This window comes from Streptomyces sp. NPDC006450 (genome assembly GCF_040612195.1).
Classification (GTDB): Bacteria; Actinomycetota; Actinomycetes; order Streptomycetales; family Streptomycetaceae; genus Streptomyces.
In genome coordinates, this window is sequence record NZ_JBEXPT010000052.1 from 23375 (window position 1) to 42087 (window position 18713).

17 protein-coding genes are annotated in these 18713 nt (G+C 72.3%); 11 read left to right on the forward strand and 6 right to left on the reverse strand.

Features of this window, described 5'->3' with window-relative positions:
* Nucleotides 1-85 precede the first annotated feature (85 nt).
* The gene (locus ABZY57_RS17760; RefSeq protein WP_356512876.1) at nt 86-1309 is read left to right on the forward strand and encodes a serine hydrolase domain-containing protein; all 1224 of its coding nucleotides are present in this window, start codon (nt 86-88) and stop codon (nt 1307-1309) included.
* 12 nt (nt 1310-1321) lie between these two features.
* On the opposite strand, the gene ABZY57_RS17765 is transcribed toward ABZY57_RS17760, so the two are convergent.
* The 3 genes from ABZY57_RS17765 to ABZY57_RS17775 all read right to left on the reverse strand — a co-directional run bounded on the left by ABZY57_RS17765 (nt 1322) and on the right by ABZY57_RS17775 (nt 4224).
* Complete coding sequence (locus ABZY57_RS17765; RefSeq protein WP_356512904.1) at nt 1322-2668, reverse strand: MFS transporter; 1347 nt, start codon at nt 2666-2668, stop codon at nt 1322-1324.
* 200 nt (nt 2669-2868) lie between these two features.
* Complete coding sequence (locus ABZY57_RS17770; RefSeq protein ID WP_356512878.1) at nt 2869-3525, reverse strand: MBL fold metallo-hydrolase; 657 nt, start codon at nt 3523-3525, stop codon at nt 2869-2871.
* 9 nt (nt 3526-3534) lie between these two features.
* Nucleotides 3535-4224 (reverse strand): maleylpyruvate isomerase family mycothiol-dependent enzyme, encoded by a 690-nt coding sequence (locus ABZY57_RS17775; RefSeq protein ID WP_356512880.1) that lies wholly within the window; start codon nt 4222-4224, stop codon nt 3535-3537.
* Between the two features lie 187 nt (nt 4225-4411).
* Here ABZY57_RS17775 and uvrA point away from each other — a divergent pair, with 187 nt between their 5' ends.
* On the forward strand, nt 4412-7399 hold the full coding sequence (uvrA, locus tag ABZY57_RS17780; RefSeq protein ID WP_356512882.1) for an excinuclease ABC subunit UvrA: 2988 nt from the start codon (nt 4412-4414) through the stop codon (nt 7397-7399).
* Nucleotides 7400-7532: 133 nt separating this feature from the next.
* Here uvrA and ABZY57_RS17785 read toward each other — a convergent pair whose 3' ends face one another.
* Complete coding sequence (locus ABZY57_RS17785; RefSeq protein ID WP_356512884.1) at nt 7533-8183, reverse strand: SDR family oxidoreductase; 651 nt, start codon at nt 8181-8183, stop codon at nt 7533-7535.
* Nucleotides 8184-8334: 151 nt separating this feature from the next.
* On the opposite strand from ABZY57_RS17785, the gene ABZY57_RS17790 reads away from it, so the two are divergent.
* Nucleotides 8335-8901 (forward strand): helix-turn-helix domain-containing protein, encoded by a 567-nt coding sequence (locus tag ABZY57_RS17790; protein WP_356512886.1) that lies wholly within the window; start codon nt 8335-8337, stop codon nt 8899-8901.
* On the opposite strand, the gene ABZY57_RS17795 is transcribed toward ABZY57_RS17790, so the two are convergent.
* The gene (locus ABZY57_RS17795) at nt 8876-9775 is read right to left on the reverse strand and encodes a carbohydrate kinase (protein ID WP_356512888.1); all 900 of its coding nucleotides are present in this window, start codon (nt 9773-9775) and stop codon (nt 8876-8878) included. The two genes, ABZY57_RS17790 and ABZY57_RS17795, sit on opposite strands and share 26 nt — an antisense overlap.
* Before the next feature lie 126 nt (nt 9776-9901).
* Here ABZY57_RS17795 and ABZY57_RS17800 point away from each other — a divergent pair, with 126 nt between their 5' ends.
* Nucleotides 9902-10333 (forward strand): Rieske (2Fe-2S) protein, encoded by a 432-nt coding sequence (locus ABZY57_RS17800; RefSeq protein WP_327252142.1) that lies wholly within the window; start codon nt 9902-9904, stop codon nt 10331-10333.
* 30 nt (nt 10334-10363) lie between these two features.
* Here the strand turns inward: ABZY57_RS17800 and ABZY57_RS17805 are convergent, their stop codons facing one another.
* Nucleotides 10364-11425 carry a hypothetical protein gene (locus tag ABZY57_RS17805; RefSeq protein WP_356512890.1) on the reverse strand — a complete coding sequence of 354 codons (1062 nt, stop codon included), beginning with the start codon at nt 11423-11425 and terminating at the stop codon, nt 10364-10366.
* 239 nt (nt 11426-11664) lie between these two features.
* Here ABZY57_RS17805 and ABZY57_RS17810 point away from each other — a divergent pair, with 239 nt between their 5' ends.
* From ABZY57_RS17810 to ABZY57_RS17840, 7 genes are all read left to right on the forward strand, one after another.
* Nucleotides 11665-12306: a papain-like cysteine protease family protein gene (locus ABZY57_RS17810; RefSeq protein ID WP_356512892.1), complete on the forward strand. Its 642-nt coding sequence runs from the start codon at nt 11665-11667 to the stop codon at nt 12304-12306.
* A 34-nt stretch (nt 12307-12340) separates the two neighbouring features.
* Complete coding sequence (locus tag ABZY57_RS17815; protein ID WP_356512894.1) at nt 12341-13144, forward strand: hypothetical protein; 804 nt, start codon at nt 12341-12343, stop codon at nt 13142-13144.
* 96 nt (nt 13145-13240) lie between these two features.
* Complete coding sequence (gene uvrC / locus ABZY57_RS17820) at nt 13241-15265, forward strand: excinuclease ABC subunit UvrC (RefSeq protein WP_356512896.1); 2025 nt, start codon at nt 13241-13243, stop codon at nt 15263-15265.
* Entirely contained in the window at nt 15262-16257 is a 996-nt protein-coding gene (gene rapZ, locus ABZY57_RS17825) for an RNase adapter RapZ (RefSeq protein ID WP_356512898.1), read from the forward strand. The genes uvrC and rapZ overlap by 4 nt, the downstream gene beginning before the upstream one ends.
* Nucleotides 16254-17324, forward strand: coding sequence for a uridine diphosphate-N-acetylglucosamine-binding protein YvcK (yvcK, locus tag ABZY57_RS17830; protein ID WP_356512900.1), 1071 nt, complete (start codon nt 16254-16256; stop codon nt 17322-17324). The genes rapZ and yvcK overlap by 4 nt, the downstream gene beginning before the upstream one ends.
* Nucleotides 17315-18316, forward strand: coding sequence for a DNA-binding protein WhiA (gene whiA / locus ABZY57_RS17835; protein WP_112449750.1), 1002 nt, complete (start codon nt 17315-17317; stop codon nt 18314-18316). The genes yvcK and whiA overlap by 10 nt, the downstream gene beginning before the upstream one ends.
* A 169-nt stretch (nt 18317-18485) precedes the next feature.
* On the forward strand, nt 18486-18713 hold a 228-nt coding region (locus ABZY57_RS17840; RefSeq protein WP_356512902.1), incomplete at its 3' end, for a hypothetical protein.

Genomic DNA, 18713 nt, shown 5'->3' on the forward strand with positions numbered 1-18713 from the left:
CGTCGGGCCGTCGCCGCGCGACCGGGGTGGCCCGGGCCTAGGCTGAGCATGTTGCCCTGGCCGTCGTACGACAGGAGGCCCTGCGATGAGGCCGAACCGTATGCGCATGCGCAGGGCCTGCGTGGCCGTCTCGGCCGCAGGCGCACTCCTGGCCCCGGTCGCCGCGGGCACCGCGTACGGGGCCACCGCCCCGGCGCGGTCCGTGTCCGCCGCTCCGTCCCCGGACGGCGACACGGAGTTCCCGCAGCTCACCCCGGCCGTCGCGGCCCGGCTGGACACGGCCGTGCGCCAGGTCATGGAGGAGGCCCAGGTCCCCGGCGTGACCGTGGGCCTGTGGGCCCCCGGCAAGGGCAGCTACGTGCGGTCCTTCGGCGTGGCCGACAAGGCGACCGGCGCGCCCATGACGCCCGATCTCGGGGTGCGCATCGGCAGCGAGACCAAGACGTTCACGGTCACGGCCCTCCTCCAACTCGTCGACCAGGGCAAACTCGCCCTCGACGACACCATCGGGAAGTACATCCCCGGCGTGCCCAACGGGGACCGCATCACCCTGCGCGAGCTGGCGGGCATGCGCAGCGGGCTCTTCAACTACAGCGAGGACCCGGGCTTCGACGCGAAGATCACCTCCACCTTCACGCCGCAGCAGTTGCTCGACATCTCCTTCAAGCATCCGGTGAACTTCGCGCCGGGCGCGAAGTTCGAGTACTCCAACACCAACCTGATCCTGCTCGGCCTGCTGGTGGAGAAGATCACCGGCCGGCCGATCCAGGAGGTCATCGGGCAGGACGTGGTCAGGCCCGCCGGGCTGAGCAGCCGCACGCTCTTCCCGACCGGGACGGAATTCCCCGAGCCGCACGCGCACGGCTACACCACCGATCTGCCCGGCGGCGAGCTCGTGGACGCGACCGACCTCAACCCGTCCTGGGCCTGGGCCGCCGGAGCGATGGTCTCCGAGCTCCAGGATCTGCGCAGCTGGGCGAAGACCCTCGCGACCGGGACGCTGCTGACCCCCGCGACCCAGGCCGAGCGCCTGAAGACCCAGCCGATCGGCATCATCCCCGGCGCCGGCTACGGGCTCGGCATCTTCGACGTCCAGGGCTGGATCGGCCACAACGGCTCGTTGCCCGGGTACGAGACGCTGACCGTCTACCTGCCGGAGGAGCAGGCCACGATGGTCATCCTCCTCAACACCGACGACCTGCACGAGGGCCAGGAGCCCAGCACGCTCTTCGGAGAGGCCGTCACCAGCATCGTGACGCCCGACCACGTGTACCCCGGCCACAAGCCGGTCCTGCCCAACAAGGGCTGAGCGGCTGCCCGGTCACACGGGGGCGGTCGCTTCGGCCGCCCCCTTCCCGTTCGCCCCCTTCCCTGCCGCACCCTTCCCTGCGTCCGCGCACGCGCCCGTCCGCTGCCGGACGACCGCCGGGTTGGTCTCCGGCAGCAGCGCGAAGCAGGCCAGCGAGACAAGGGCGATCGCCGTCAGGTACACGGCGACGGCCCACGGCGGGCCGGAGCCCTCCGCCAGGGCCGTCGCCGCGATCGGAGTCAGCGCACCGCCCAGCACCCCGCCCAGGTTGTAGCCGACGGCCGCGCCGGTGCAGCGGATCCGCGGGGCGTACAGCTCGGGCAGGTACGCGCCCACCACCGCGAACATCGTCACCATGCCGAGCAGGGCGCCGAACAGGCCCACGGTCATCAGCAGCGGGTCCGCGGTGCGCAGCAGCGCCACGAAGGGGAACATCCACAGCGCCGACGCCGTGCAGCCCGCCAGGCACAGCGGGCGCCGCCCGTAGCGGTCGCCGAGCACCGCGACCACCGGAGTGGCCACTCCCTTGAGGGCGACGGCGACCATGATGCAGGCCAGCATCACGGAGCGGTGCACGCCCAGCTGCTCGGTGGCGTACGCGAGGGACCAGGTGGTGACCGCGTAGAAGACGGCGTAGCCCACGGCCAGTGCCCCGCCGGTCAGCAGGAGCAGGCGCCAGTGGCCCCGCAGGACCTCGGCCAGCGGGGCTTCCGCCCGGCGGCCGGTCCCGGCCAGGGCACGGAACTGCGGGGTCTCCTCCACCGAGCGGCGCAGCCACAGCCCGGTGAGGGCGAGCAGCCCCGCCACCCAGAACGGCACCCGCCAGCCCCACGCGGCGAACTGCCCGTCGGACAGCGTGCTCGACAGGGTCAGCATCAGGCCGTTGGCCAGCAGGAACCCCACGGCCGGACCCATCTGCGGGAAGCTCGACCACAGTCCGCGCCGCCCCTCGGGGGCGTGCTCCGAGGTCAGCAGCACCGCGCCGCCCCACTCCCCGCCGAGGCCCAGGCCCTGGAGGAAGCGCAGCAGGACCAGCAGGATCGGCGCGGCCATCCCGATGGAGGCGTACGAGGGCACGCAGCCCACCGCCACCGTGGCCAGGCCGGTGAGCAGCAGGGAGGCGAGCAGCACCGGGCGGCGGCCGTACCGGTCGCCGACGTGGCCGAAGACGGCGGAGCCGAGGGGGCGGGCGAGGAAGCCGACGCCGAAGGTGCCGAAGGCGGCGAGGGTCCCGGCGAGCGGGGAGAAGGAGGGGAAGAAGAGCGGGCCGAGCACCAGGGCGGCGGCGGTGCCGTAGACGAAGAAGTCGTAGAACTCGATGGCGGTGCCGACGAGGGAGGCCGAGGCGAGCCGGAGCATCGAGGGGGAGGAGGGGGGCGGGGATGCGGCGGCCGCCGGCCCGGCCTGGGCCGGGTGGAGGGGGGCGGGGGAGGGGTCCTGTTGCATGGTGCAGCAATTACCCCGCCCCGCCCCCTCAGGACGTGCGTTCGGTCATCAATGACCGGAAGGGGGTGCGGTCCGGCGTGAGGTTGACGGGCCGGAGCCCCCTCCGGCGCCCGCTACCAGCCGCGCTCGCGCCATTCGGCCAGGTGGGGGCGCTCGGCGCCGAGCGTGGTGTCGTTGCCGTGGCCGGGGTAGACCCAGGTCTCGTCGGGCAGCCGGTCGAAGAGCTTGTGCTCCACGTCGTCGACGAGCTGGGCGAAGGCCTTCGGGTCGCCCCAGGTGTTGCCGACGCCGCCCGGGAAGAGGCAGTCGCCGGTGAACACGTGCGGGTGGCCGTGCGGGTCGTCGTAGATCAGCGCGATCGAGCCGGGGGTGTGGCCGACCAGGTGGCGGGCGGTCAGCGTGACCCGTCCGACGGTGATCGTGTCCCCGTCCTCGACGAGCACGTCGGTGACGACCGGGATGCCCTCCGCGTCGTGGGCGCCCGCGTACGTCCGCGCGCCGGTCGCCTCGACCACGTCCGCCAGCGCACCCCAGTGGTCGCCGTGCCGGTGCGTGGTGACCACGGAGGCGATGCCGCCGTCGCCGATCAGGCCGATCAGGGTCTGCGGCTCGGCGGCCGCGTCGATCAGCAGCTGCTCGTCGGTGGCCCGGCAGCGCAGCAGGTAGGCGTTGTTGTTCATCCCGCCCACCGCGACTTTGGAAATCATCAGGTCCGAGAGTTCGTGCACGTCGGCCGGACCGCCGACCTTGACCGCTCCGCTGTACGTCATGAACCGATCCTAGAGCGGAGGGAGGGCCGGCAGGGGTCCGCCCTCGGTGGTCAGTGAGGCTCCCTTGTCCGCGCGGCCGGCCAGCCAGCCCAGGAGCGCGGCGGCGGTGCCCTTGACGGTGACGGCCGGGTCGCCGGCGGAGCCGGTCCGCCACTGGCGCCCGTCGGCGGCGGCCAGGGCGGTGGGCGGCACCTCGGGGCGGCCCGACCAGCGATCGGCCAGGAACTCGATCTCCCGTCCGGTGAACTCCTGCGGCAGGTCGGAGAGCTCGTAGCCGATGTTCAGGTCGACGTGGTGCAGCTCGACCTCGATGAGGCGGCGGAAGGGCACCCGGGCCGCCGTGTCGGTGATCCCGTTGCGGAGCTCCACGGTGCGGGTCCAGTCCTGCGGGCGCTCGGCGACGGCCTGCCAGCGGTCCGCGGAATGCCTGACGTCCTCGAGCTGTTCCAGCAGAGGACGCCCGGCATCACGTTCGATGTCGGACTCCCGGGAGCTGGCGCTCTCGTACATCGGGCGGCCCTCGAAGACCTCGACCAGGGCGTCCGCGTTCCGGGCCAGGTGGGCCAGGACGTGGCCCCGGGTCCAGCCGGGGAGATGTGACTCTTCGGCCAGGGAAGCGTTGTCCAGCTTCGCGACCGCGGTCAGCAGCCGATCGGTGGCCTCACGTACGGAGCGCAGGTCGTGCGCATGATCCATCATGCGGCCGAGCCTAGTGGCTGAGGGGCCCTCGCCACACGATCGGGTGAAGAGGGCTGCGGAGTGCCTAAAATCGAATGCACGTGCTATACGCTCGGAGTCCAGTCTCCCACTCCACTGCAGAGGCGCCCCCCAATACCCTGGGACGGGGGCCAGTGCCCCCGCTCTCTCAAGAAAGGTGCGGACCGGCGTGACCGACCGTCTCATCGTTCGTGGCGCTCGCGAGCACAACCTCAAGAACGTCTCTCTTGACCTGCCGCGCGACTCGCTCATCGTCTTCACCGGACTCTCCGGGTCGGGCAAGTCCTCCCTGGCCTTCGACACGATCTTCGCCGAGGGCCAGCGCCGCTACGTCGAGTCGCTGTCCTCCTACGCCCGCCAGTTCCTCGGGCAGATGGACAAGCCCGACGTCGACTTCATCGAGGGCCTCTCCCCGGCCGTCTCCATCGACCAGAAGTCCACCTCGCGCAACCCGCGCTCGACCGTCGGCACCATCACCGAGGTCTACGACTACCTCCGCCTGCTCTTCGCGCGCATCGGCAAGCCCCACTGCCCCGAGTGCCGCCGGCCGATCTCGCGGCAGTCGCCGCAGGCGATCGTCGACAAGGTGCTCGCCCTGCCCGAGGGCAGCCGATTCCAGGTGCTCTCGCCGCTGGTGCGCGAGCGCAAGGGCGAGTTCGTCGACCTCTTCGCCGACCTCCAGACCAAGGGCTACAGCCGGGCCCGGGTGGACGGGGAGACGATCCAGCTCTCCGAACCGCCCACGCTGAAGAAGCAGGAGAAGCACACCATCGAGGTGGTCATCGACCGCCTCACCGTCAAGGACAGCGCCAAGCGCCGGCTGACGGACTCCGTGGAGACCGCCCTCGGGCTGTCCGGCGGCATGGTGATCCTGGACTTCGTCGACCTCGCGGAGGACGACCCCGAGCGTGAGCGGATGTATTCCGAGCACCTCTACTGCCCGTACGACGACCTCTCCTTCGAGGAGCTGGAGCCGCGCTCCTTCTCCTTCAACTCGCCCTTCGGCGCCTGCCCCGAGTGCACCGGCATCGGTACGCGCATGGAGGTGGACCCGGACCTGATCGTCCCGGACGAGGACAAGTCCCTGGACGAGGGCGCGGTCTCCCCGTGGTCGCTCGGCCACACCAAGGACTACTTCCAGCGGCTGGTCGGCGCGCTCGCCACGGAGCTCGGCTTCCGCACCGACATCGCGTGGGCCGGGCTGCCGCTGCGGGCGAAGAAGGCCCTGCTGTACGGCCACAAGACGCAGATCGAGGTCCGCTACCGCAACCGGTACGGCCGCGAGCGGGCCTACACCACGGCCTTCGAGGGCGCGGTGCCCTTCGTGAAGCGGCGCCACTCGGAATCCGAGAGCGACGCCAGCCGCGAGCGCTTCGAGGGCTACATGCGCGAGGTGCCGTGCCCCACCTGCCAGGGCACCCGGCTCAAGCCGATCGTGCTCGCGGTGACGGTGATGGACCGCTCGATCGCGGACGTCGCCGCGATGTCGATCAGCGAGTGCGCGGACTTCCTCGGGCGCCTCAAGCTCGACGCCCGCGACAAGAAGATCGCCGAGCGGGTCCTCAAGGAGGTCAACGAGCGGCTCCGCTTCCTCGTCGACGTCGGCCTGGACTACCTCTCGCTCAACCGCGCCGCCGGCACCCTCTCGGGCGGCGAGGCCCAGCGCATCCGCCTCGCCACGCAGATCGGCTCCGGCCTGGTGGGCGTGCTGTACGTGCTGGACGAGCCCTCCATCGGCCTGCACCAGCGGGACAACCACCGCCTGATCGAGACCCTCGTACGGCTGCGGGACATGGGCAACACGCTCATCGTCGTCGAGCACGACGAGGACACCATCAAGGTGGCGGACTGGGTCGTGGACATCGGCCCCGGCGCCGGCGAGCACGGCGGCAAGGTCGTGCACAGCGGCTCGCTGAAGGAACTGCTGAAGAACCCCGAGTCGATCACCGGCCAGTACCTGTCCGGCAAGCGGTCCATCCCGCTTCCGGACGTACGCCGTCCCGTGGACCCGTCGCGCAAGCTCACGGTCCACGGCGCCAAGGAGAACAACCTGCGGGACATCGACGTGTCCTTCCCGCTGGGCGTGCTCACGGCGGTGACGGGCGTATCGGGCTCCGGCAAGTCGACGCTGGTCAACGACATCCTGTACACGCACCTCGCCCGCGAGCTCAACGGTGCGCGTTCGGTACCGGGGCGGCACACGCGGGTGGACGGCGACGACCTCGTCGACAAGGTCGTGCACGTGGACCAGTCGCCGATCGGCCGGACCCCCCGGTCCAACCCGGCCACGTACACCGGTGTCTTCGACCACGTCCGCAAGCTCTTCGCCGAGACGATGGAGGCGAAGGTGCGCGGCTATCTGCCGGGCCGCTTCTCCTTCAACGTGAAGGGCGGCCGCTGCGAGAACTGCTCCGGCGACGGCACGATCAAGATCGAGATGAACTTCCTGCCGGACGTGTACGTCCCGTGCGAGGTCTGCCACGGCGACCGCTACAACCGGGAGACGCTGGAGGTCCACTACAAGGGCAAGTCCATCGCCGAGGTCCTGAACATGCCGATCGAGGAGGCCTCGACGTTCTTCGAGGCCGTTCCCACGATCTCGCGCCACCTGAAGACGCTGAACGAGGTGGGGCTCGGATACGTCCGCCTCGGCCAGTCGGCGCCGACGCTCTCGGGCGGTGAGGCGCAGCGCGTGAAGCTGGCCTCGGAGCTCCAGAAGCGGTCGACGGGGCGCACGGTGTACGTGCTGGACGAGCCGACGACGGGTCTGCACTTCGAGGACATCTCGAAGCTGATCAAGGTGCTGTCGGGGCTCGTGGACAAGGGCAACACGGTGATCGTCATCGAGCACAACCTCGATGTCGTCAAGACCGCGGACTGGGTCGTGGACATGGGCCCCGAGGGCGGGTACGGAGGCGGCCTCGTCGTCGCCGAGGGCACCCCGGAGGAGGTCGCCTCGGTGGGAGCGAGCCACACGGGCAAGTTCCTGAGGGACATCCTGGGCGCGGACCGCATCTCCGACGCGGCCTCCGAGCCGGTCGCCGCGCCGGTGAAGAAGAAGGCGGCGCCGCGCAAGAAGGCGGCGGCCGCTGCCCCCGCGAAGAAGGCGGCGGCCCCGGCTCCCGCGAAGAAGGCCACACGGGCCCGCAAGGCGTAGCCGCGGTCGGGCGGTGCGGGTTCGTCCCCCCGCGCCGCCGTCGCCGGGGACCAGCCCCGGACCCCCGCGCCGCGCACGCCGGCGGGGCCGGGGTTCGGTCGGCGCCTGCCCAGCCGCACGCCCGGCCGGGTGGCTACGCGGCGATGCCGATGGTGTGGCCCGAGGTCGACGGGTCGGACAGGGTGGCCAGGAGGGCGTCCGCGACGTCCGCCCGGGCGATCACCTTGCCGCCCGGGACATTGGCGTCGACCACGCGCCGGTACGTCCCCGTGTACGGCCGGTTCAGCAGCCGCGGCGGCCGGATCACCGTCCACTGCGTACCGCTCGCGGCGATCTCCGCCTCCATGACCGTGAGGTCCGCGTACACGTCGCGCAGCGCCCTGCGCAGCAGCGGGTAGACGACCACCCGGGTGAGCGCCCCGTCCTGCGGCGGGACCGGGCCCACCGGGGCGGCGCTGACCGCCGACAGGCGGCTCACCCCGGCCCGGTCCATCGCAGCGACGATCGACCGCAGGGCAGGCCCCGCCACCGGGGTGAGCCTGGCCTGCTTGTTGTTCGTCGGGCCGAGCGCGGAGACCACCGCCTCCTGCCCCTCCAGCACGGACACGAGCGCGTCCTGGTCGGACAGGTCGCGCACCACCGCCACCCGCAGCCGTTCGTGCGCCGATACGTCCAGCCGCGCCGGGTCGCGGACGACCGCCGTCACCTCGTGACCCGCTGCGAGTGCCTGCCGGACCACCTCGTGGCCGACCCCGCCCGTGGCTCCGAACACCGTGAGTTTCATCCTGGCCCCCGCATTCATGTGACGCATGACGTGTGGCGTATGACGTGTGGCGTATGACCGAGAAGGGGATGGGTGAGTACTCACTCACCCCCACTTCCGTTATGGTGAGTGAATGCTCACCCCAAAGTCAAGCAGGTCCACTCCGGACCGCTTGCTCGATGCCGCCGAGACCCTGATGCGCACCACCGGCCTGGCCAACGCCACCACGAAGGCCATCGCCCGTGAGGCGGGCTGCTCGGAGGCCGCGCTCTACAAGTACTTCGCGAACAAGGAAGAGCTGTTCGTCCGCGTCCTGATGGAGCGCCGCCCCAATGCCGGGGCGATGATGGCGGCGCTGACCAGCGACCCGGGGGACCAGCCGGTCGAGGAGCGGTTGACCGAGATCGCCCGCTACGCCTCGCTCTTCTACGCCGAAGCCATGCCGATGTCCGGCTCGCTCTTCGCCGATCCCGTCCTGCTCACCCGCCACCGCGAAGGCGTGCGGAGCATCGGCGCGGGTCCGCACGTGGTGCTGGAGGCCCTCACCGGCCATCTGTTCCGCGAGCTCGAACGCGGCCGGCTGCGCCCCGACGCCGACCCGGCCGCCGCCGCCGCGCTGTTGCTCGGCGCCTGCTTCCAGCGGGCCTTCTTCCTGCACTTCTCGGGTCCCGACACCGTCGGGCCGGTGGAGGAGTTCGCCCCCGCGGTGGCCGCTACGGTGTGGGCCGCGCTCCGCTGAGCTCGGCGGCGTACGGGGGCTCCGCGCCCGCCCGGGTGCAGGTCAGCGCGGCCGCCGCGGCGGCGTAGGACAGCACCTCGGGCCAGTCCACCGGCCCCGGGCGCTCCGAGCCGGCCGCGAGCCTGTGCAGCAGGGCCGCGTTCACGGTGTCGCCCGCGCCGATGGTGTCCACCACCGCGACCCGGTGTGCGGGCACCGAGTGCTCCGCGCCCTCCCGCGTCCACACCGTCAGGCCGCCCGCGCCCCGGGTGAGCACCACCGCCGAAGGCCCGGCCGCCAGCCAGTCGCCGGCACGGCCGCCCAGCCACGCCGCGTCCTCCTCCGACAGCTTCAGCACGCCGACGTGCGGCAGCCAGGACAGGAAGCGGGCCCGGTAGGCCGCCGGGTCGGCGATCAGCGCCGGGCGGATGTTGGGGTCGAGCAGGGTCAGCAGCCCGCGCCCGGACTCCCGGCGCAGCAGGGTCTCGTAGGCACTGGCCCCCGGCTCCAGCACCAGCGAGCAGGTGCCGAGCGCGAGGGCCCGTACCCCCTCGGGGAGCGCGGGCGGCAGCCGGAACAGCCGGTCGGCCGTGCCCTCGACGTAGAAGCCGTACGCCGCCGAGCCGTCAGGGGCCAGCGAGGGCACCGCCAGCGTGGTCGGCTCCGGTCCGCGCTGGACCAGCGAGAGGTCCACCCCGGCCGCCCGCAGCCCGTCGAGCAGCGAGGCGCCGAAGCCGTCCGTCGAGATCCGGGAGCAGAAGGCCGTCCGGACGCCGAGCCGGCCCAGCGCGAGCGCGGTGTTGTACGGTCCGCCGCCCGGCCGCGGCAGCAGGGCGCCGGGCGGCTGTGCGACGGGCACCAGGTCGATCAGGGCTTCTCCACCGACGACGATCACGCGGGGGAAGGTATCCCATCGGGCGCGGGTATCGTCGGGTGGGCCCGCCGGGGCCCGGCCGGACCGATCACGGCCCAGCCGCATCCCCGCGCCGTCCCCACGCCGCCCTCACTCCGGGAGAACCGCATGTCCGCCTCGCAGTCCGCCGCCCGCCGTACCGTCCTCAAGGGCGCAGCCGCGATCGTCGGAGCCGTCGGCGGAGGTGCCGCGCTCACGGCCTGCTCCACCGAGACCAACAGCGGCTCCGGCTCTCCGGCGGTCCCCGTCGAACCCGTCGAGCTGGGTGCGGCGGCGGAGGTGCCGGTCGGCGGCGCGAAGCTGTTCCGGGAGAAGAAGCTCGTGGTCAGCTGCGCGGAGGCGGGCCAGTACAAGGCCTTCAGCGCCCAGTGCACCCACTCCGGATGCGTCCTGGACAAGATCGTCGAGGGAGAGGGCAACTGCCCCTGCCACGGCAGCCGCTTCGACGTGACCACGGGCAAGGTGCTGCGCGGGCCCGCGACCGACCCGCTGCCGGAGGTCCCGGTGAAGGTCGAGGCCGGCAAGCTCGTCGCGGGCTGACCGGCGCCGCGGCCGGCGGCCGGCCCCGGGTCATTCCCAGTCCCAGCCGATGCCCAGGATCCCGCGCCGCACCCCCTGCTCCACCAGGTGCACGGCCCGGTGCGGTCCGCTCGGGTTCAGGTCCGAGAGCCGCCCGCGCGGCGCGTCCGGCCCGCTGCGCGTGAAGCGGCGGCAGCGCACCGGCAGCGCCGCCTCGTCGAAACGGACCTGGAGCACGTACTGCCCGCCGGTGTAGCTGAAGCCGCGCACGTACTCGGTGCTGCGGCCGGCGGTGCCGTCCTCGAAGCCGTAGCCGAAGACGTAGGTGTCCCCGGCGCGCAGCCGGGCGTCGAAGAGCAGCTCGGCGACGACCAGCTCCGCTTCGGGGTGGCGGCGGATCCGCCCGGTCCGGCAGTTCTCGTCGGCCCGGACCCGGATCCGCTCCGGATCGCAGCCCGGATCGCCGTGGTGGACCGCGATGTACCGGTCGACCCCGTCGCGGTGGGCCCGTACGACATGCTGCGACTCGCGGCCGAGCAGCTGCCCGGCGGGCCCGATCCGCACCCGCTCGTGGTGGCCGACGGTGTGCAGGCCGCCGTCGGCGGGCAGCTCCATACCGGCCAGCAGCGCCTCCACGGCCGCGCCCACGCTGAACAGCGCCCGGTACGAACGCGCGGGCGGCCGGGCCGTCCCCGGGGCGGGATCCGGCGCCGCCAGCAGCCGCAGCAGGGCGCCCTCGGGCAGTTCCAGGATCTGCTCCAGGGCCCGTACGGCCTTCAGGGACTCGGGGCGGCCCGGCCGCCGGGCGCCCTGCTGCCAATAACTGAGGCTGGTCACCCCGAGCTTGATGCCACGGGCGGCGAGCCGGTGCTGTACCCGGTGCAGGGGCAGGCCGCGGGCGGTGAGCGCGGCGCGGAGCGCGAGGTGGAAGGGGCCGTCGCGCAGCAGGTGCGGCAGGTCGCGGGCATTCTCCGGGCGGGCATTCTCCGGGCGGGCGGCGTCCGCCCGGGAGGTGTCGGGGCGTGCGGTGTCCGAAGGGGAGCCGTCCGAAAGGGAGCCGTCCGGCGGGGGACCGGCACTGGCCGAGAAGGGGCCGTTCACGCTCGACCGCATGGCGGCTCCTCCTGTGAACGTTCACGCGACGGGGTGCGGGCGGTCCGGCGGGTGACGCCCGCGATCCCTGTGGCTCCAGGTGGGGTGACGGCGGCCGTTCACACTCCCGCCCCACCGTTCACACCGCGATGTCACGCCGTATTGAAGCGTGTTGACCTGTTCCCGACAACACCCCGATGCTCGTCCACAGCGTCCGGACGCGCTCCTCCACCCCCACTCCCCACCTCGGGAGGAACGCGATGCGCAACAGGAACCGGCGGCTCACCCTCGCCGCCTTCATCACCGCCCTGCTCCTCACCCTGCCCACCGCTGCCGCCACCGCCGCCGATGCCGCCGCCGGTACGGGCACCACGACCGCCCTGTCCTCGGCAGCCGCCGCACCCGCCGAGAGCGCCGCCCTGGCGTCGAAGCGGCTGAACATCACCATGCAGGCGCAAGCGAAGACCAACTGGTGCTGGGCCGCCGGAGGCAACACCATCGCCACCTGGTTCGGCCGCACCTACAGCCAGAACCAGTTCTGCAACGCGGCCTTCAACCGCCAGCAGGGCTACGACTGCCCCAACAACCAGGCCACCCTCGGCAATGTGCAGACCGGCCTGCGCTGGGCCGGCATCAACTCCGGCTCCTACGTGAACGGCTGGCTCCAGTACTCCACCGTCCAGACCGAGATCAACGCCAACCGCCCGATCGAGACCCGCATCCAGTGGTCCAACGGCGGTGGCCACATGCACGTGGTCTACGGCTACGACACCGCGAACAGCTGGGTGTACTGGGGAGACCCGTGGCCCTCCAGCGACCGCTACAACTGGGCCTCCCACGCCTGGTACGTGAACAACAGCACCTTCTCCTGGACCCACTCGCTCTACCGGATCGGGGCGTGACCCCATGGCTCCCCGCCTCATGAATGGCCGCCTCATGCATGGCCGTCTCGCCGCCGCGGCCGTCGCGGCGACCGCCGTACTGGCCCTGGCCCCCACCCAGGCGTCCGCGGCGCCCGTTCCGCAGCCCCAGGCCGCCACCGCCGAGAACCTCGCCGCCGCGGGACGTACGGCGGCGGCCCCCGACACCCTCGCCACCCTGTCCCGCTTCTTCGCCCGCGAGGGCAAGGTCTCGCTCGCCGCGGCGCAGCCCCGCATCGAGGGCGAGACGGTTCCCGTGCACTACCTCTCGCCGGAGTTCGTCGCGGGGAAGGCGGGCGCGAGCGTGGCCCGGCTGGAGTTCCTCGCCAGCAAGGCCGTCTCCTCGGACGGGCAGCAGGCCGCCCTGTGGACCGCGCGGACCGAAGAGGGCTGGCAGGTGGTGAACATCGCCACCGGCGACGACGAGTTCCGCTACGCACAGCTCGGCGCGGCGAAGCTCCCCGGCGGGACCGTGTTCCGCGAACCGCAGATCGACGCCTGGTACGTGGCCGGCGGCCAGCGGGTGCTGCCCCTGGACGAGGACGCGGCCACGGCCGTGGGCGCCCAGGGCACGAGCCTGGCCGCCTACCGGACGCGGGTCGTGCAGGCCTACGGGGACAAGCTGCCGGGATCCGCGTACGGCAGGTCCGGCAAGGCCGGTGGCTTCGCCCCCACGCAAACCACACCGGTGCAGGCGTCCGCGACGGCCTCCCCCTTCGCCGGACTCCCGATGGCCGCCAGCGCCCTGGCTCTGGCGCTGGGCGCGGCCGGCGCGGTGGCCGCCCGGCGCGCCCGCCGGCAGCGGGTGGTGCGGGCGTAGCCACCCGAGGGGCCCCGCCGCCCGGCCGCCGGCCGGGCGGCCGGGCCCTGCGGGGCCGGGGCCCGCTTGTCGGCGGGCGACAGTAGGGTGGTTGGCATGGCCGACCCTTCCAGCTATCGCCCCGCGCCGGGGCAGATCCCCGACTCCCCCGGGGTCTACAAGTTCCGCGACGAGCACCGCCGCGTGATCTACGTCGGGAAGGCCAAGAGCCTGCGCCAGCGGCTGGCCAGCTACTTCCAGGACCTCGCCGGGCTGCACCCCCGTACCGCCACCATGGTGACCACGGCCGCCTCCGTCGAGTGGACCGTGGTCTCCACCGAGGTCGAGGCGCTCCAGCTCGAGTACTCCTGGATCAAGGAGTTCGACCCCCGGTTCAACGTCAAGTACCGGGACGACAAGAGCTACCCCTCCCTCGCCGTCACCCTGAACGAGGACTATCCGCGGGTGCAGGTCATGCGCGGACCCAAGAAGAAGGGCGTGCGCTACTTCGGCCCGTACGGGCACGCCTGGGCCATCCGCGAGACCGTCGACCTGATGCTCCGCGTCTTCCCCGTCCGCACCTGCTCCGCCGGGGTGTTCAAGCGCTCCGCGCAGATCGGCCGCCCCTGCCTGCTCGGCTACATCGGCAAGTGCTCCGCGCCCTGCGTCGGCCGGGTCACCCCCGAGGAGCACCGCGAACTCGCCGAGGACTTCTGCGACTTCATGGCCGGCCGCACCGGCACCTACCTCACCCGCCTCGAACAGCAGATGCACGAGGCCGCGGAGGAGATGGAGTACGAGAAGGCCGCCCGGCTGCGCGACGACATAGGGGCCCTGCGCCGGGCGATGGAGAAGAACGCGGTCGTGCTCGCCGACGCCACCGACGCCGACCTGTTCGCGGTCGCCGAGGACGAGCTCGAAGCGGCCGTGCAGATCTTCCACGTCCGCGGCGGCCGGGTCCGGGGCCAGCGCGGCTGGGTCACCGACAAGGTCGAGGCCGTCGACACCGCCGGGCTCGTCGAGCACGCCCTCCAGCAGCTCTACGGGGAGGAGGAGGGCGAGGCCGTCCCCAAGGAGGTGCTGGTCCCGGCCCTCCCCGAGGACACCCCGGCCCTGAGCCAGTGGCTCGCCGAGCGGCGCGGTTCGCAGGTGAGCCTGCGCATCCCGCAGCGCGGGGACAAGAAGGCGCTGATGGAGACCGTCCACCGCAACGCCCAGCAGTCCCTCGCCCTGCACAAGACCAAGCGCGCCGCCGACCTCACCACCCGCTCGCGGGCCCTGGAGGAGATCGCCGAGGCGCTGGAGCTGGACGGCGCGCCGCTGCGCATCGAGTGCTTCGACATCTCCCACCTGCAGGGCGACGACGTCGTGGCCTCAATGGTCGTCTTCGAGGACGGGCTGGCGCGCAAGGGCGAGTACCGGCGCTTCCAGATCAAGTCCTTCGAGGGGCAGGACGACGTCCGCTCCATGCACGAGGTGGTCTCCCGGCGCTTCCGCCGCTACCTCCAGGAGAAGCTGAAGACGGGGGAGTGGTCCCCCGAGGACGCCGTGGGCGGGGAAGTCGGACAGGACACGGCCGAGGACGACGGGCGGCCCAAGCGCTTCGCGTACCCGCCGCAGCTCGTCGTGGTCGACGGCGGGCAGCCCCAGGTGGCCGCCGCCAAGCGGGCCCTGGAGGAGCTGGGGATCGACGACGTCGCCGTGTGCGGCCTCGCCAAGCGCCTGGAGGAGGTCTGGCTGCCCGGGGAGGACGACCCGGTGGTGCTGCCCCGCAGCAGCGAGGGCCTGTACCTGCTCCAGCGGGTCCGGGACGAAGCCCACCGGTTCGCCATCCAGTACCAGCGCAACAAGCGCGGCAAACGCCTGAAGGCCGGTCCCCTCGACGAGGTCCCCGGGCTCGGCGAGAGCCGCCGGCTGGCCCTGATCAAGCACTTCGGTTCGGTGAAAAAGCTGAGACAGGCGACAATCGACCAGATCTGCGAGGTCCCGGGCATAGGCCGCAAGACGGCCGAGACCGTGGCCGTGGCCCTCGCCCAGGCGGTTCCCGCCGGTCCCGCCGTCAATACGGCGACCGGGGAGATCATTGAGGATGAGACCCCCGCGTCCGCGGGAGCAGCATCCGATCGGGGGACCGAGCAATGACCGAGCGCGAAACCCGGCACGACCGAGGATCCGAGCAGGATTCCGGAAGTGGCATCGCATCCGAGTACGACCGAGACGGAGCACAGGTGAGTACGGGCACGACAGTGGAGCCCGGAGATACCGCCGAGGCGGCCATCCCCGAGCTGGTGATCATCTCCGGTATGTCCGGGGCCGGCCGCAGTACGGCGGCCAAGTGCCTGGAGGACCTCGGCTGGTTCGTCGTCGACAACCTCCCGCCCGCGCTGATCACCACCATGGTGGAACTCGGCGCCCGCTCGCAGGGCAACGTGGCGCGCATCGCCGTCGTCGTCGACGTCCGCGGCCGCCAGTTCTTCGACGCGCTGCGCGAATCCCTCGCCGACCTGGAGACCCGCGGGGTCACCCGGCGGATCGTCTTCCTGGAGTCCTCGGACGAGGCCCTCGTCCGCCGCTTCGAGGGGGTCCGCCGCCCGCACCCGCTCCAGGGCGACGGCCGCATCGTCGACGGCATCGCCGCCGAGCGCGACCTGCTGCGCGAGCTGCGCGGCGACGCCGACCTGGTCATCGACACCTCCAGCCTGAACGTGCACGAGCTGCGCGCCAAGATGGACGCCCGGTTCGCCGGCGACGATGAGCCCGAGCTGCGGGCCACCGTCATGTCCTTCGGTTTCAAGTACGGGCTCCCCGTCGACGCCGACCTCGTCGTCGACTGCCGCTTCATCCCCAACCCGCACTGGGTCCCGGAGCTGCGCCCCTTCACCGGTCTGAACGAGGAGGTGTCGGGCTACGTCTTCAGCCAGCCCGGCGCCAAGGAGTTCCTCGACCGCTACACCGAACTGCTCCAGCTCATCGCCACCGGCTACCGCCGCGAGGGAAAGCGGTACGTGACCATCGCGGTCGGCTGTACCGGCGGCAAGCACCGCAGCGTCGCCATGTCGGAGAAGCTCGCCGCCCGCCTTGCCTCCGAAGGAGTCGAGACCGTCGTCGTCCACAGGGACATGGGGCGCGAGTGACCGGACGTACCATGCGGCTCCGCCGCCTGCGCCGGCTCACCACCGGCAAGGGTGAGGGCGGCACGGGCCGTACGGGCCTGCGCCGGGGCGAGGCCTCCGAGGTGGCTGCGCCCAAGGTCGTGGCGCTGGGCGGCGGCATGGGCCTCTCGGCCTCGCTGACCGCCCTGCGCCGGATCACGGGCGAGCTGACCGCCGTCGTCACCGTCGCCGACGACGGTGGCTCCAGCGGCAGACTGCGCGAGGAGCTGGGCGTCCTGCCGCCCGGCGACCTGCGCAAGGCGCTGGCCGCGCTGTGCGGTGACGACGACTGGGGCCAGACCTGGTCGCGGGTCATCCAGCACCGCTTCCAGTCCCAGGGCGACCTGCACGAGCACGCGGTCGGCAACCTGCTGATCGTCGCCCTGTGGGAACAGCTCGGCGACCCCGTCCAGGCGCTGGACCTGGTCGGCAAGCTGCTCGGCGCCCAGGGCCGGGTCCTGCCGATGTCGGCGGTCCCGCTGGAGCTCCAGGCCCTGGTCAAGGGCCATGATCCGGCCCGGCCCGAGGACGTGGACACCGTACGGGGGCAGGCCACCGTGGCGCTGACCCCCGGCGAGGTGCTCTCCGTCCAGGTGGTGCCGAGCGACCCGCCGGCGGTGCCGGAAGCGGTCGCGGCGGTGCTCGACGCGGACTGGGTCGTGCTCGGTCCGGGATCCTGGTTCTCGTCGGTGATTCCGCACCTGCTGGTGCCCGAGTTGCTCGACGCGCTGGTCGAGACCAAGGCCCGAAGGGTGCTCTCGCTGAACCTCGCACCACAACCCGGCGAAACAGAGGGCTTCTCTCCGCAGCGTCATTTGGAGGTTTTGGCCCGACACGCCCCTAAACTCGCCCTGGACGTGGTGCTGGCCGATCAGGCCGCCGTGCCCGATCGCGAGTCCCTCGCCGATGCCGCAAAACGGTTCGGCGCCGCGGTCGAGCTGGCGCCGGTTGCCAGGCAGGACGGCTCTCCGAAGCACGATCCGGAGCTGCTCGCCGCCGCGTACGACCGTATTTTTCGGATGCATGGAAGGATCGGCCCATGGCGATGACGCCCGCGGTGAAGGATGAGATCGCCCGCCTGCCTGTCACCCGCACCTGCTGCAGGAAGGCGGAGGTCTCGGCGATCCTTCGGTTCGCGGGCGGGTTGCACCTGGTGAGCGGCCGGATCGTCATCGAGGCGGAACTGGACGCGGGGATCGCGGCCCGCCGCCTGCGCAAGGACATCCTGGAGATCTTCGGACACTCCTCGGATCTGGTGATCATGGCTCCCGGCGGTCTGCGCCGGGGCAACCGCTACGTGGTCCGCGTGGTCGCCGGCGGTGACCAGCTCGCCCGCCAGACCGGCCTCGTGGACGGCCGCGGCCGTCCGATCCGGGGTCTCCCCCCACAGGTGGTCTCCGGGGCCACCTGCGACGCCGAGGCGGCCTGGCGCGGGGCGTTCCTGGCCCACGGCTCGCTGACCGAGCCCGGGCGCTCCTCCTCCCTGGAGGTCACCTGCCCCGGTCCGGAGGCCGCCCTGGCCCTGGTCGGCGCGGCCCGCCGGCTCTCCATCGCCGCGAAGGCCCGTGAGGTCCGCGGCGTGGACCGGGTCGTGGTACGGGACGGGGACGCCATCGGCGCCCTGCTGACCCGGCTCGGCGCCCACGACTCGGTGCTGGCCTGGGAGGAGCGGCGGATGCGGCGCGAGGTGCGCGCCACCGCGAACCGCCTCGCCAACTTCGACGACGCCAACCTGCGCCGCTCGGCGCGGGCCGCGGTCGCCGCCGGAGCCCGGGTCCAGCGCGCCCTGGAGATCCTCGCCGAGGAGGTCCCCGAGCACCTCGCCGCGGCCGGCCGGCTGCGCATGGAGCACAAGCAGGCCTCCCTGGAGGAGCTGGGCGCGCTCGCCGACCCGCCGCTGACCAAGGACGCGGTCGCGGGCCGGATCCGCCGTCTGCTGGCGATGGCCGACAAGCGGGCCCAGGACCTCGGGATCCCGGGCACCGAGTCGAACCTCGACCTCAGCGACAGCGAGGAACTGGCCGACAACATGGCCGGCTGAGGCCGCGCGGACCGGACGCGGGGCCGGTCGGCGCAGAACGCTGTTCCGAACGGGGCCCGCACGATCACTCGTGCGGGCCCCATTTCGGTAGGCCCCATTGACATGAGCATGGGCTGGTCGTGAGCCTGTCGTCCGAAGCTTTCGTGGCAGACGACGCCCAGGGGGGCACATGAGGCACCGCGCGAGATCGATCCTCGCCGCAAGCGCATTCGTCTTCGGCACCACACTCGCCGCACTACCCGCAGCGGCCCAGGCCCAGCCCGGTCAGGCGGACCGGGCCGCCGCCGCCCAGGGTAGGGTGTACGACGCCCACAAAACCAACAAGCAGGTCCCCCCGGTGCAGCGGGCCGCGCCCGCCGCGCCCGACCACTCCGAACGCGCCCCCGAGACCCGGGCC